This is a genomic window from Ancylomarina subtilis (genome assembly GCF_004217115.1).
Classification (GTDB): Bacteria; Bacteroidota; Bacteroidia; order Bacteroidales; family Marinifilaceae; genus Ancylomarina; species Ancylomarina subtilis.
In genome coordinates, this window is the sequence record NZ_SHKN01000001.1 from 2370700 (window position 1) to 2385659 (window position 14960).

Consider the following 14960-nt stretch of genomic DNA (forward strand, 5'->3'; position numbering starts at 1 on the left):
TAGCACCTATGGATTTATTATCATCAAGTTATTTCGTTCTATTTTTAATAGTAGCAATCGGTTTTATAATTGGGAATATTAAAATCAAAGGGATCTCCCTTGACGTATCTGCAGTCATCTTTGTTGCTCTGGTTTTTGGGCACTTTGGAGTCAGCATTCCCATCGATATTCAAAAAATAGGACTTACACTTTTTATCTTTACCATTGGTATACAGGCAGGCCCTGGTTTTTTTGAGTCATTTCAAAAAAATGGTCGTCAGCTTATTATTTTGGCCTTCGTACTCATTTCCAGTGCATCACTAATCACTGTCGGTCTGGCTTATGCTTTTAATGTTGATCTTAAGATAGCTATTGGCTTGCTTACGGGCTCATTAACAAGTACACCTGGCTTAGCAGCTGCTATTGAAAGTACAAACTCAACCCTTTCATCTATTGGTTATGGTATAGCTTATCCTTTTGGTGTTATTGGCGTCATCCTATTTGTTCGACTATACCCCAAATTGGTTGGTGTAGATATTGAAACAGAAGCAAAACAGTTAGAGGACGAAGATTTAAAGAAACATCCAGAATTATTCAATAGAAACTTTGTTGTTGAGAATGAAAAGATTGTTGGGAAAAGCATCCGTGAACTAAAGGTTCGTGCTATGACTCAAGCCAATATCACGCGTATTATGCATGAGGGAACAACCATTGTGCCTAGTCCCAATACTATTCTTCACAAAAACGATATCATTAAACTGATTGGAAGCGAACAAGCACTTGAGAAAGCTAAGATCTTAATTGGAGAAGAAACTCAGAAAGAAATTCCTCTTAGCATTGATTATGTCGTTGAATCGATTCTAGTCACCAACAAAGAAGTTGTAAACAAGACTATAGGACAACTCAATGTGCTTTCAAACTACAATGCCCGAATCACACGAATCAGACGATCGGGTATTGATATTGCACCCAGCTCAAAATCTGTAATTCGTTTCGGTGATAAGTTAATTGTAGCTTGCGGAACCGGAAATATCAACAACATCCGTCATCTGTTTGGCAACGATGTTAAAAAATTATCCGATACCGATTTTTTCCCTATTGCCACAGGTATTGTTTTAGGGGTACTAGTAGGAAAACTTAAAATCTCTTTTTCTGATGATTTTACATTCTCATTGGGCCTAACGGGAGGTGTTTTAATGGTTGCTCTTATTCTGAGCAGAATAGGCAAAACAGGACCTGTTTTATGGACCATGTCGGGTACAGCGAACCAATTACTTCGCCAATTGGGCTTACTTATGTTTCTGGCTGTAGTAGGGACGAGTGCAGGATCGAAACTGGTTGAAACCTTTCAGGAATCAGGCATGCTCCTTTTCGGAATTGGAATCCTCATTACACTTATTCCAATGCTTATCACAACACTTATTGGTCACTACTGGTTGAAAATGAATTTACTCAACTTACTCGGCGCACTCACTGGAAGCATGACCAGTACACCTGGTTTAGCAGCCGTTGATGGAATGACAGATTCCAATGCTCAGGCTATAGCCTACGCAACTGTTTACCCTATTGCGATGGTCTTTTTAATTGTTTGTGTCCAGCTTATTAGTATGATTTAAAGAAATACGATACAAAAACAGCGCTTACCCAATGGATAAGCGCTGTTTTTGTTATATCAGTCAAGATAACTTAAAAACCTCTTTGCTTACTTTCTAACTTCTGCATTTCAGCTTCATAAGTTTCTTTAAACTTATTGTAATCGTAATCAACTTTCAATTTTTCGTCCTGAGATAATTTTAACTCGATTGCTTTTTCTAAATCTTCAGCACTCATTTCAAGAGCAATATACGTCTTATATTTGTTTTGACTTGTACGAGTCTGCTTTTCGCAAATAACCTTAATATTATTCAACTGCTGATTGATAACCTCACGGGTTAAACCTTCATAACGCTCTTCAACCTGTTCAACATTATTCAGTTCTGTTGAATTCACGTAATTATCGATGGTTCCTTTTATTGTTGATGCAACCAAAGTTGCCAACTCTGCACGTGCATTTGTGCCCGCTTTTTTCTTTGATACCATCTGATCTAAGCTTTCGCCAATTGCAGAGGCTCTAAAATGCTTTTTGTCACTCTGATAATCACTACCCGTACAGTGTACTTCTATTAATTCTTCACCCTGTGACTTTGTTGAAACTAACTTTTCATTAGAACCACAAGATATTAATCCTGCTGTCATTATTATCCCTAATCCCAGGATAAATGTCTGCTTTAAATTATTCAATTTCATAGTTTTCAATTTTATTTCAATTTTCAAAATCTATTATAGATCCAACTGGTTCAGTTTGGGTATAATGGTATTGTGTATTTCTTCTACAGCTTGTTCATAAGCCTCTTTCACGGCATAATTATAACTCACCGGTTTCATCCCTTTCACTTCATAAATTGCATCGTTGAAAATCTCAAAACCCGATTTCATATCTTTCAGTGAGAAAAAACAATCCAGATAAACAATGTGAACCTTATAGTTACGGCCCTCTTTTATCTCTCCCTTAGTGACGTTTGTTTTAACATCAAGAATGACATTGGCACTGTCTTTATCACTAGTGAAGGAAAAGAAATTTTCGGATAATTCTTTTTTTATCGCATTCTCAAGAATAGATCTACGGGAATCTTCCCCAAATATTTTCTCACTAAAAAGCATATAGGCCTTCAAACGTTCTACATTTAAAATAATTGAGCACTTAGGGGCTAGATCTGGACTTAGAAAAATTTGATAAAGCTTATAATCTTCATCATCCTTATTCAGTATCGATGAAAGATCTAAAGACACTTCAACTTTTTGTAGTTTCTGTTTTGATGTCACACGAGTTAAGTGAGAAGAAGCATAACCTAACGCATCGGTAGTGACATTTTTATTTAATATACCACCACCACTTTCAAAGTCGAAAGTAAGAGGCAAGTTGACCAGTTTCTTTTCACCCTCATCAGATCCCCAATTTGCCTTCACAAGTAAAGGATCCTCAATTGAAGTTGAAATTTCAATCTTAATATTCTTATTTACGGGAACCAATTGAGTTCTTGAATAGATATTCTGGATTCTTTTATAAATCTCAGTTCCTAAATTTATCGAGCCATCAAAAGTCATCACCGATAAATCTTTATCCAGATACTTTTTTATTGCTTTAACTGATTTAGCGTAATAGTTTAACGCCTGTATGAGTTCCAACTTCTCCTCATATTTCTTGGCTTCTTCAAAATAATTCTGAGCTAGTTTCTTAGCCTTATTCAACTTCAATAGTTGCAATAAAGCATATTGCTTCTTCGATAATCGATAATATTCCCAATACTCATTTCCTCTTTTGTTGTTCCATGAGGCAACGAATTCATAGGCTTCCAATTCCTGAACCAAAGAAGTTCGAACCTGAGATTCAAATTCCTCTTTGAAACTCGTGTTATCTTCGAATTGATGCAGGACTGAATTGGATGAAATATTTATGGAGATTTGAGAAGCTAAATCTTGTAGAGCTTTATTTTTAGCTAGTTGCATATAATTTTCTACATCTTTACTAACAACCGATACTCCAATATAATACTCAGACGAAACGGGTCTGTTCTTAACCCACTTTGGAGGACGACGACCAGCATAACTAATACTCGAAAAAACAAGTATGATTAGAGATAGACAAAAGAATTGGCGTAAAATTTTAATCATTATTTTGTGTTTGGATGAAATTTAAAGGTAAAAATTCCTAGCAAGAAACATGCCACTGACTGAACGATTATTCATCTTTATGTAATATTTTTTCAATATTTCGTAAAATCAGGTTAGACTCAAACCCTCTTGATTGAGCAAATCGATAAAGCTTTGCTTTTAGTTTATAAGGATCCTCTTCACGCGTACTTCTCATTTTTGAACTTAGAATATCCTCCAGGTTTTCTTCATAAATTTCCTCAGAAATACTATCAAAAGCCTCCATAATCGTGGACTCAGGTATTTGCTTTTGCTTCAAATGATGCGAAATTTTAATGCGTCCCCACTTATTAAACTTGTATTTATCCCGAACATAAAAACCCGTATATCGATTTTCATCAATAAACTTATCATCTATCAAAGACTGAATGATTTTATCCTGATCATCGTAAGACAAATTCCAATTCTCAAGTTTTTTCCTAATATCCGAACAGCACTTTTCTTGTCGGCTACAAATAAATTGCATCTTAGAAAGGGCTGAAGAATAACTAATTTCTTTCGTTTTTTTATCTTCTGAATACGTCATAGGATATTAAATGAAATTTTAAGGTATAGACAATTACCATTCTGCTGAAGTCATTCGATCTCTACCATTTAGATCTTTCCTTAGTTGAACAAATGTGAAACCCATAGATTTTTGAAGTTCGACCATTTCCTGGCCCAAAGCTTCGTTAATTTCGAAATAAAGTTTACCGCCCTTTTTCAGATGATTTATAGCAAATTCGGCAATTCGCCTGTAAAAAATAAGTGGATCATTATCAGTGACAAAAAGGGCTGAATGAGGTTCGTGAGCCAGAACATTGTCCTGCATCAACTCCTTTTCTGATTCCTTCACATAAGGTGGATTACTCACAATAATATCAAAATCATTATCCCATCTGTAATTTTCCCATTTTAAAAAATCACGGTGATAAAAATCAATTTCAACATCATTCAAAATAGCATTCTCTTTAGCCTTTTCAATTGCTCCTGTTGATACATCAACCGTACTCACACGAGCATTGTTTATATTATGTGCCAAAACAATAGGAATACAACCACTACCCGTTCCAATATCCAAAATTTTTGGAGCTTCAACCTGATTTTCAAGGATAATGGCATGTACCAGTTCTTCAGTTTCCTGTCTGGGAATTAAAGTCTGTTTATTCACCTTAAATTTAAGATCATAGAATTCTGTTTCACCAATTATATACTGAATTGGAACGGATTGTTTCAACTCATTTAAGGCCTTTGAGATTTGATCAAAAATATTTTGTTCAATTTTTTCATTCTTATTTAATTGAATCTCAATTTTTGAGTAATTTAGTAAGTGTTCTAGAAGAAGGTAACTTATATTTTCAATTTCTCTTTGAGGATAAATCGATTTAAGTTCCTCTTTAAAAAGACTTTGAATACTTTTAATATTATGTGCGGAATTCATATGATTCAGATTTTAAACAAATATACAAATCTTCTGTCTATGCGTTTCACGATTTACCTTAGCATAAATTAAACTTATGGTTTTCAATTGGAATGAAATTTGGCTGTATCTCTTTGGAGCATTAGGCATAATCTACATGCTAACAATCATCTTTACGGTTATTGTTGTCATACTTGAAAACCGTAGCCCACAAAAAACAATCTCCTGGATTCTCGTCCTTATTCTCTTACCCGTTATCGGTTTGGTGTGCTATTTAGTATTCGGCCAGAGCTATCGCAAACAAAAAATGTTTAGTCTAAAAGAACTGGGTGACCTCAAATGGTTGGAAACTTTAAGTCAGAATCAAAAAGGGGAGCTTGAGAAAAGTAATTTTCTAAAAGATGAGAGCATTCATGAGAAAAAAAATGTCATGACTCTTTTGCTAAACAATTCAAAAGCCCTGCTTACCGGACAAAACAAAGTCCATATTCTCAATGATGGCGAAGAGACATTTTCTGATATATTCAGAACTCTTCGTAAAGCGAAAGATCATATTCATTTGGAATACTACATTATAGAAGATGGTGAATTAGCCAATGAACTTCACACGATCCTAATAGATCGTGCCAAAGCAGGTGTTGAAATTCGAATTATATACGATGGAGTTGGCAGTTGGAAACTCAGTCAGGATTATATTGATAGCTTGAGAAAAGTGGGTGTGAAAATTCATGCTTTCTTACCGGTTCGCTTTCCAATTCTAACCAATCGAATCAATTATCGTAATCATAGAAAAATTATAGTTGTTGATGGAAAGACCGCATTTGTTGGTGGTTTGAACTTTGCTGATCGGTATAAAAATGGAATTCCGAAAATAGGCATCTGGCGCGACACTCACCTAAAAATTATTGGCGAGGCAGCAAGTAGTTTGCAAATTGTTTTCTTAATCGATTGGTATTTTGTTCGTCAGGAGGTTCTTCTTGACAAAAAATATCGTCCTTATTTTAAGGTCAAAGAGCACTGTCTTTTACAAATTGTATCCTCAGGAGCCGACTCTGATTGGGCAAGTATTTTACAGGCTTATTTCTCGGCGATCACCTCTGCTAAACAAAATGTATATATCTCTTCGCCCTACTTCATGCCCAACGGTAGTCTCTTGATGGCTTTAAAAACAGCTGCAATGAGTGGAGTTGATATAAAGGTTTTAATACCTAAGAAATCTGATTCAACAATGACCTTTTATGGCACTCTATCTTATATTGAAGAATTATTGGAAGCCGGCGTTAAAATCTACTTCTACAAAAAAGGCTTTAACCACAGTAAAATTATGATGGTAGATGGTGTGATATCAACAGTTGGAACAGCCAATATGGATATCAGAAGCTTTGAGCAAAACTTTGAAGTCAATGCGCTTGTCTACGATGAAACAATCACATTAGAGCTTAGAGCCCGTTTCTTAAAAGATTTAGAAGATAGTGAAGAGATAGATCTACTAAGCTGGCAAATGCGATCTAAGAGTCAAAAACTGAAGGAATCTCTGGCAAGGGTTTTCACGCCTCTATTATAAGATACGCCTAATTTCCAGGACGAAGGTGATTTCTCAGCGTCTTTGTGCTATCATCCAGAGCATACTCGTATTCCCCATCAACATATTCCATAGCAAAAGTATCATACAGAGCTTTTATTCTTTGAGCGATATAAATATCACGAGTTTGATAGGTAAAGTGTTCCCTTTCGTTTATATAAACCATAAGAGCATTAAGTCTTTCTCCTGTTTCACCGGTAATATCCTGCACCAATTGTTTATTAAACTTGGTTTTCAATATATTGATCTTACCCTCTGTTAATTTTAATTTAGCAACATGTTCTCTTTGCTTTCTATCTTTAAACTTTCGATTAATAGATATGCCTACTCCAACACCTGGTCTATCCATAGCTAAAGCTGCCTGCATATATTGCTTCATATTACCAAAGTCCCAACCTCCCGTTACATTCTTTTCTTCAGGCAACTCCATATTCACAAAATTCTCTTTAAACTGACTCCAGGTTCCTAATGAATAAATATCAACTTCTTCGAGCATATACGAAGTCCTGTTCAATTGCAACTCCTGAAATGCTGTACCATCTGTTATCTCAGAGGTTACAGGAATTATTTGTTCAGCAAATCCCAAGGATGATACCTTTAAACTTTGATTGGGCTTAATTTGAACTTTAAAGAAACCCAGACTATCGCAGATAACGCCCCAGTATGTATCGTCAATTTTAATATGAGAATATGGGATACCTTCAAGTGTTGCCGCATCAATCACCTTACCTGAAAGAATGAAGCTCTCACCTTTTTCTGAATTTTGCGCATTGGAAATAAAGGGCAGCAGCACAAAGCAGCTTAAACATATGAGGACAATATGAATCGATTTCAAGGCTAGTTTCTTTTAGTGACAGCTAAAGATATCATATGAAAAGGATAGATTTTTAACTTATTACATTTTTTAACAGAGATTAACCTCCCTTAAAATATCGAATAACTGAAAGGGAAAAAACAAAAAAACCGAATTGGAATCATCCAATTCGGTTTTAGAAAATGTTTATTCTATAATTATTACATCACAAAATTTCTAAAATGTTTCATAAACTGCACCCTTTCAAAAGCAGCCGGATCGTTTGATTTATCCTGGCTTAACTTCCCATGGAAATCTTTCAGACTTTCAAAACCTTGTTCTTCCATCCATGAATAAATTTCTTTAGTCAGAATATCAATATAACCAGGTCCCTCTTTATAAATGATTGAAGCCAATTGTACAGCATCAGCACCCGCCAATAATTGCTTAATAATACTTTCTGAAGAGTGAAGACCAGTAGTAGAAGCAATTGAGCAGTTGATTCGATCACGAAGAATACCCACCCATCTCAATGTATTTTTAAAATCGTCAGCTCCTGATAAAACCTGTCCCGTGTTTAATGTCAGATTATGAATATCGATATCAGGACTATAAAAACGATTAAACATCACAATACCATCAGCTCCGGAATCATCTAATTTCTTAACCATATGAGCTAAGTTGGAATGATAAGGACTTATTTTTAACGATACAGGTAAAGCAACTTGTTCCTTAACAACTTTTAAAACCTCGTAATAAATATTTTCATTCTCATCAACCGAACGATTCATATCTGTTGGTAAAACAAAGAAATTAATTTCTAAGGCGTCTGCCCCGGCTTTTTCAATTTCACGAGCCAGGTAAGTCCATTTCTGAGAACTCACACAATTCACACTTGCGATAATTGGAATAGATACGGCTTCCTTTGCCTCCTTAATTAAGCGCAAATATTTTCGAACGATGTCCTCCTCAGGCTCTTCGTTCATGTAATCAAATGTTTCAGGATAGACATATGGACGACTTGTCATATTCAACATTTTCTCATCCATCTCCATTACAATCTCCTCTTCGAAGATTGACTTAAGAACAACCGCTGCTGCTCCGTTTTCTTCAAGTTCCTTGATTTTTTCTACAGAATCAGTAAGACCTGAACTGGCAACAATAATTGGGTTTTTTAATTCTAATCCTAGATAATTTGTACTTAAGTTTAGCATAAGATTTTGTTTTAGTAGATGTTTATTGTTTGGATTTTGTTTTTATTGATTGATCATTTTTCAATTCATCAAACACATAAATGAGATGATCTGAAAAGCTTGATAAACAAATTTAACTCAGAACAATCTATATTTCAAATCGATAATCTTTATATAAATATAGTTAATCCAAATCAGTAATTCATACTCAAATCCATAGCTAAGAAAAAAGGCTTGTCGAAAAACGACAAGCCTTTTTTAATATTATAAAATCTCAGCCCTAATCAGCCAAAACAGTCACAGTATTCTTTTTACATTCAACAACGCCACCATCAACTTCGAACAATTCTATTTGCCCATCTGCAGTCTTAATTTTAATAACACCACGGTCGAGAGTTGAGATAATTGGAGCATGATTCTTAAGAATCTCGAAAGAGCCATTTATCCCGGGTAATTGAACAAGATCAACTTCTCCTGAAAACATTTTCTTCTCAGGGGTTACAATTTCTAAAAGCATTTTTATCAATTTAAAGTTACAAGTACCTAAATTTGAAAGTACTTAAAACACTTCTGTATTTAAGCCTCAGCTTCTGCTAATAATTTTTCACCTTTTTCAATAGCTTCCTCAATATTACCCACAAGATTAAATGCTGCCTCAGGATACTTATCAACTTCACCATTCATAATCATGTTGAAACCTTTAATTGTTTCCTCAATTGGAACCAAACAGCCTTTCAATCCTGTAAATTGTTCTGCAACATGGAAAGGTTGAGATAAGAAACGCTGAACACGACGCGCGCGATGTACAACCAATTTATCCTCATCAGAAAGTTCTTCCATCCCAAGAATGGCAATAATATCCTGAAGTTCCTTATAACGCTGCAGCAACTCTTTTACATTCTGAGCACAATCGTAGTGAGCATCACCAACGACATCACGAGTCAAAATTCGAGATGTTGAATCAAGAGGATCTACTGCAGGATAAATACCTAACTCAGCAATCTTACGATTCAATACTGTTGTTGCATCCAAGTGGGCAAAGGTTGTTGCCGGAGCAGGGTCAGTCAAGTCATCAGCGGGAACATATACCGCTTGTACCGATGTAATAGAACCTCGCTGCGTTGAAGTAATACGCTCTTGCATTGTACCCATCTCTGTAGAAAGAGTAGGCTGATAACCTACCGCAGAAGGCATACGACCAAGAAGTGCTGACACCTCAGATCCTGCCTGAGTAAAACGGAAAATATTATCAACAAAGAAAAGAATATCACGTCCACCTGATTTCTCATCACCATCACGCAAACTCTCTGCAACGGTCAATCCTGAAAGGGCAACACGAGCACGGGCCCCAGGAGGCTCATTCATCTGACCAAAGACCAAGGATACCTGTGACTTGTCTAAAGCTTCTTTATCCACTTTAGATAAATCCCATCCACCTTTTTCCATGTCTTTCTCAAACTCATCGCCATAACGAATAACCTTTGATTCGATCATTTCACGAAGCAAATCATTCCCTTCACGGGTACGCTCACCTACACCTGCAAAAACAGACAAACCATCTTGTCCGATTGCAATATTATTAATCAATTCCTGAATCAAAACGGTTTTACCAACACCGGCACCTCCAAACAAACCAATCTTACCCCCTTTGGCATACGGTTCAATAAGGTCAATAACCTTAATCCCTGTATAAAAGACTTCAGATTCAGTTTTTAACTCATCGAAATGAGGTGGTGTTCTATGGATAGGATATCCGCCTATTTTATCAACCTCTTCAATTCCATCAATGGTTTCACCCACCACATTCAAAAGACGCCCTTTTATCTTATCACCAGCTGGCATAATAATAGGAGATCCTGTTGCAATAACATCCATACCCCTTCTCAAGCCATCAGTCGAATCCATCGCGATAGCACGAACCGTATTCTCACCAATGTGCTGTTGACACTCAACAACTAAATTTTTACCATTTTCAATTACGACCTCTAATGAGTCGTAGATTTCAGGAAGTGCAGTACCCTCCAATTCGAAACTAACATCGATTACAGGACCGATTACCTGAACTATTTTGCCAATATTTTGTGACATTGCATTTATTTTATTGGAACATTCATTATCGTGTGATGACAAATTTAGCATTTTTCCTCAAAAAGGATGAATTTATCTTATATTTTTAATAATCTTAAACGGAACGATTTATCAGACGCTTTACCAGCAAAGTCAGGTTCTCTTTTTTCTCTTCATCAACCTTTACCGACGCCAGGTAATCTAAGCATAACTCAAAATATTTATCGATTTCAATTTGGGCCAAATCACGCACATTTAACTCTTCATAAATATTTTTGACAGCTGTAATTTTTTCTTCCGGATTGTAATCTTCCAAGCTCATCCATTGTAACAACTCGGCTTTCGTTTTGGCATTGGCCAATTCTTGAGCTTTGATCAACAGAAACGTTTTCTTGTTGCAAAGAATATCACCTCCGATTTTCTTTCCAAAAACAGCTTCATCACCAAAGGTATCCAACATGTCATCCTGAAGTTGGAATGCCATTCCTAAATTCAAGCCAAACTGATACAATGCTTCTGCGTCATCCGCATCCGCATTTCCCATAATGGCACCCATTTTAAGACTTCCTCCCAAAAGAACTGCTGTCTTAAGACGAATCATATTCAAATACTCTTCAACGCGTACATCTGTTCTATCCTCGAACTCCATGTCGAACTGTTGTCCTTCACAGACCTCAAGAGCTGTTTGGTTGAAAACCTCAAGAACTGAACGCAAGTGCTGATTTTCGCAACTCACTATAAATTGATATGCTTTGATAGACATGGCGTCTCCAGAAAGAATAGCCACATTGGAATTCCACTTTTCGTGAACGGTGGACATGTTTCTCCTGATTGGCGCATTATCCATCACATCATCATGCAGAAGTGTGAAATTATGGAAAACTTCAATCCCAATTGCAGGCAAATAAATCTTTTCAAGGTCATTCTTATAAAGATTAGCCGCCATTAAAACCAAAATTGGACGCAGGCGTTTACCCCCAATCGAGAGGATGTATTTCATTGGCTCAAAAAGGCCTTCGGGAGGGGTAGAAAACTCCAAAGTATCAATTCTATCCTGAATCTGAGTTTGAAGTTCGTTGAAAGTGTACATGTGAGTTGAGTTATGATTCAATTTTTAGAATGCACTAAAATAGAAAAAAAATATAGAGCATTAACTCTCGTTTATAAATTCTTAAACACAAAAAACCACCCCAAAAATTGGAGTGGTTTCTATAATATTATTATTCGATTACCATTTATCAGATAATCAAAATGGCATCACCATATGTTCCGAAACGGTATTTCTCTTTAATTGCAATTTGGTAGCATTCCATTACTTTATCGTAACCACCAAAAGCAGCAACCATCATCATTAGTGTTGAATATGGCAAGTGGAAGTTCGAAATCATTGCATCAGGAATGCTGAAATCATAAGGAGGGAATAAAAATTTATTTGTCCATCCTTCAAACGGCTTAAGTGTTCCCATTGTTGAAACTGAACTTTCAAGCGTACGAACAACAGTTGTACCTACGGCACAAACCTTATGTTTTCCTTCTTTTGCTCGGTTCACAATTTCAACAGCCTTATCGTCAATAAAGATTTGCTCAGAATCCATTCTATGTTTGGTCAAATCTTCAACGTCAACATCTCTAAAATTACCCAAACCAACATGAAGTGTAATTTCAGCAAAATCGATTCCTTTAATTTCAAGACGCTTCATCAACTCACGGCTAAAGTGCATCCCGGCAGTTGGAGCAGCAACGGCACCCTCGTGCTTAGCAAAAATAGTTTGAAAACGCTCAGCATCTTCAGCTTCAACTTCGCGGTTGATAAACTTTGGTAGCGGTGTTTCACCCAAACTGTACAAGGCTTCTTTAAACTCATCGTATGGCCCATCGAATAAGAAACGAAGAGTTCTTCCTCGTGATGTTGTATTATCAATTACCTCAGCAACTAACAAATCATCATCACCAAAATACAACTTGTTCCCAATACGAATTTTACGAGCAGGATCAACTAAAACATCCCATAGTCTTTGTTCACGATTTAATTCGCGCAATAAGAATACTTCGATTTCAGCTCCAGTTTTTTCTTTGTTTCCGTATAAACGGGCAGGAAAAACCTTGGTATTATTAAATACCATCACATCTTTATCATCGAAATACTCGATAACATCTTTAAAAATACGGTGCTCAATCTCTCCGGTATCTTTGTGAAGTACCATCAATCGAGACTCGTCACGATTGTAGGCAGGATGTAAAGCAATAAGTTCTTGAGGTAAATTAAACTTAAACTTAGATAACTTCATAAGGCTGACTTTTGATATTTTTGATGATAGATATGAGTTCAAACGAACCCAAAATTATATGGACTAATAAGAATCAATTTAATTGCACAAAACAATCACACAAGCTTCTCAACTCACATCCAGCGAGTTAACACAAGTGCACTTATTCTCAACAGTGAAATCTTAATGAAAATGGCTGCAAGATAGTTATAAATTCTCTAAATAACTTATAAATTCTTCTATTTCAAGTGCCTGATCTTTTCGATATTCACCTATACGAGTTCGCTCTAAAGCAATAAGATGCGCTCCCGAATTCAAGCGTTGACCAATATCACGAGCCAAAGCTCGAATATAGGTTCCCTTACTACAAACCACCCTTATTTTTAAGACATCATTATCAAAGCTTAGAACTTCAATCTCATCAATAACAAGAATCTTCTCTTTAATTTCAACGTCTTGTCCCTTGCGTGCATATTCGTAAGCTCTTTTCCCATCAATTTTAATTGCCGAATAAGCGGGTGGACGCTGTCTTATCTCTCCAATAAAACCTTTTAGTGTTTCATCAACAAGTTCTCTGCTAATATGTTCTGTTGGATAAGTTGCATCAATTTCTGTTTCAAGATCGAATGAAGGTGTTGTAGCCCCCAATTTAAGCGTTGCAATATACTCTTTCACCTGAGCCTGATAAGTATCGATTTTCTTGGTATACTTACCTGTACAAACAATCATTAAACCTGTGGCCAAAGGATCAAGCGTACCCGCGTGCCCCACTTTTATCTTCTTCAGGTTGTATTTATGCTTAATCTTAAACTTGGCCTTGTTCACCAAATCAAAAGATGTCCATTCGTAAGGCTTATTCAAAAGAATAAAGGCTCCACTCTGGAAATCCTGATCTACCTCGTATTTAATCATACTCTATTAAAACATGTAATTGTATGTGATTTCCTAATTTAATAAATATCCATCATTTATACTAAAACTAAGCTCCTGGAATTTTGATTTTCCAGGAGCTTTATATTTTCGTGATGAGTTTTATTAAACTTCTACATCGATTTGTTATTTATTAGGATACAAAAATGGCAATAAGTCCGATAATAAGACAATAGATTGCAAAATAAATAAGCTTCCCTTTTTTCACCAACTTAATCATCCAGCTACAGGCTAATAAGCCTGAAACAAAAGCGGCAATAAACCCAACAAGCAAGACGGATACATCCATGCTGGCTGCTTGTGAAACATCTGACTTAAATAAGTCTAAAATATTTTCTCCAATGATAGGAACCAAGACCATAAGAAAAGAGAATTTGGCAACTTCAGCTTTTTTATTCCCCAAAAGCAAACCTGTTGCAATGGTTGATCCTGATCGTGAAACGCCTGGAAGAACAGCACAGGTTTGTGCGACACCAATAATTAAAGCATCACGAAAACTAATATCCTTTTCTTTTTGTTTAGCGTAATAGGTAAAAGCCAAAAGTGCTGCTGTAATCAAAAGCATAAAACCGACCAATAATAGAATCTTATTGGTATTAAAAAGTTCTTCAACCTGATCTTTAAAGAAGAGTCCAACAATGGCAATCGGAATCATCGAAAATGCAATTTTTGCAACATATTGTGTTGATTCGTTCCATTTGAATTCAAACAAGCCTTGAATCAGGGCCAAAATATCTTTTCGAAATACGATAAGTGTACTCAGCACAGTTGCACCATGAACCACAACCGTAAATCTTAAATTATCCTCTGCGTTAACACCCAAAAGAGCCTTACCTATCTCGAGGTGACCACTGGAGCTAACGGGTAAAAATTCAGTTAATCCTTGAACTAATCCTAATATCAGTGCTTCTATCCAATCCATTGTTTTGATTTAAGTCTTAACCCTCCTTCGTAAATAAAGGGTTCTAGTTTATTACTTTATAAAGAAGTTTGACTTCTC

The 14960-nt window shown here is 36.0% G+C and carries 14 protein-coding genes; 2 read left to right on the top strand and 12 right to left on the bottom strand.

Going from position 1 to position 14960, the window contains the following annotated elements:
- Nucleotides 1-8: 8 nt before the first annotated feature.
- Nucleotides 9-1595 (top strand): aspartate:alanine exchanger family transporter, encoded by a 1587-nt coding sequence (locus tag EV201_RS09695; RefSeq protein ID WP_130307372.1) that lies wholly within the window; start codon nucleotides 9-11, stop codon nucleotides 1593-1595.
- Nucleotides 1596-1665: 70 nt separating this feature from the next.
- Here EV201_RS09695 and EV201_RS09700 read toward each other — a convergent pair whose 3' ends face one another.
- The 4 genes from EV201_RS09700 to prmC all read right to left on the bottom strand — a co-directional run bounded on the left by EV201_RS09700 (nucleotide 1666) and on the right by prmC (nucleotide 5149).
- Nucleotides 1666-2265, bottom strand: coding sequence for a hypothetical protein (locus EV201_RS09700; RefSeq protein ID WP_130307373.1), 600 nt, complete (start codon nucleotides 2263-2265; stop codon nucleotides 1666-1668).
- 33 nt (nucleotides 2266-2298) lie between these two features.
- Nucleotides 2299-3690 (bottom strand): LPP20 family lipoprotein, encoded by a 1392-nt coding sequence (locus EV201_RS09705; protein WP_130307374.1) that lies wholly within the window; start codon nucleotides 3688-3690, stop codon nucleotides 2299-2301.
- Between the two features lie 67 nt (nucleotides 3691-3757).
- Entirely contained in the window at nucleotides 3758-4255 is a 498-nt protein-coding gene (locus tag EV201_RS09710; protein ID WP_130307375.1) for a regulatory protein RecX, read from the bottom strand.
- A gap of 33 nt (nucleotides 4256-4288) precedes the next feature.
- On the bottom strand, nucleotides 4289-5149 hold the full coding sequence (prmC, locus tag EV201_RS09715) for a peptide chain release factor N(5)-glutamine methyltransferase (RefSeq protein ID WP_130307376.1): 861 nt from the start codon (nucleotides 5147-5149) through the stop codon (nucleotides 4289-4291).
- A 76-nt stretch (nucleotides 5150-5225) separates the two neighbouring features.
- Here prmC and cls point away from each other — a divergent pair, with 76 nt between their 5' ends.
- Nucleotides 5226-6692, top strand: coding sequence for a cardiolipin synthase (gene cls, locus EV201_RS09720; RefSeq protein WP_130307377.1), 1467 nt, complete (start codon nucleotides 5226-5228; stop codon nucleotides 6690-6692).
- Between the two features lie 7 nt (nucleotides 6693-6699).
- On the opposite strand, the gene EV201_RS09725 is transcribed toward cls, so the two are convergent.
- The 8 genes from EV201_RS09725 to EV201_RS09760 form a co-directional block, all read right to left on the bottom strand.
- On the bottom strand, nucleotides 6700-7545 hold the full coding sequence (locus EV201_RS09725) for a carboxypeptidase-like regulatory domain-containing protein (RefSeq protein WP_130307378.1): 846 nt from the start codon (nucleotides 7543-7545) through the stop codon (nucleotides 6700-6702).
- A gap of 179 nt (nucleotides 7546-7724) precedes the next feature.
- Nucleotides 7725-8717, bottom strand: a complete 993-nt coding sequence (locus EV201_RS09730) for a dihydroorotate dehydrogenase-like protein (protein ID WP_130307379.1) — start codon at nucleotides 8715-8717, stop codon at nucleotides 7725-7727.
- A gap of 259 nt (nucleotides 8718-8976) precedes the next feature.
- The gene (gene atpC, locus EV201_RS09735) at nucleotides 8977-9213 is read right to left on the bottom strand and encodes an ATP synthase F1 subunit epsilon (RefSeq protein ID WP_130307380.1); all 237 of its coding nucleotides are present in this window, start codon (nucleotides 9211-9213) and stop codon (nucleotides 8977-8979) included.
- Nucleotides 9214-9272: 59 nt separating this feature from the next.
- Nucleotides 9273-10784: a F0F1 ATP synthase subunit beta gene (atpD, locus tag EV201_RS09740; protein ID WP_130307381.1), complete on the bottom strand. Its 1512-nt coding sequence runs from the start codon at nucleotides 10782-10784 to the stop codon at nucleotides 9273-9275.
- 94 nt (nucleotides 10785-10878) lie between these two features.
- Nucleotides 10879-11853, bottom strand: coding sequence for a polyprenyl synthetase family protein (locus EV201_RS09745; RefSeq protein WP_130307382.1), 975 nt, complete (start codon nucleotides 11851-11853; stop codon nucleotides 10879-10881).
- 148 nt (nucleotides 11854-12001) lie between these two features.
- A complete protein-coding gene (gene queA, locus EV201_RS09750; protein ID WP_130307383.1) occupies nucleotides 12002-13051 on the bottom strand; it encodes a tRNA preQ1(34) S-adenosylmethionine ribosyltransferase-isomerase QueA in 1050 nt (349 codons plus the stop codon).
- Nucleotides 13052-13237: 186 nt separating this feature from the next.
- Nucleotides 13238-13942, bottom strand: coding sequence for a tRNA pseudouridine(55) synthase TruB (truB, locus tag EV201_RS09755; protein ID WP_130307384.1), 705 nt, complete (start codon nucleotides 13940-13942; stop codon nucleotides 13238-13240).
- Between the two features lie 151 nt (nucleotides 13943-14093).
- On the bottom strand, nucleotides 14094-14882 hold the full coding sequence (locus tag EV201_RS09760; protein WP_130307385.1) for an undecaprenyl-diphosphate phosphatase: 789 nt from the start codon (nucleotides 14880-14882) through the stop codon (nucleotides 14094-14096).
- Nucleotides 14883-14960 lie beyond the last annotated feature (78 nt).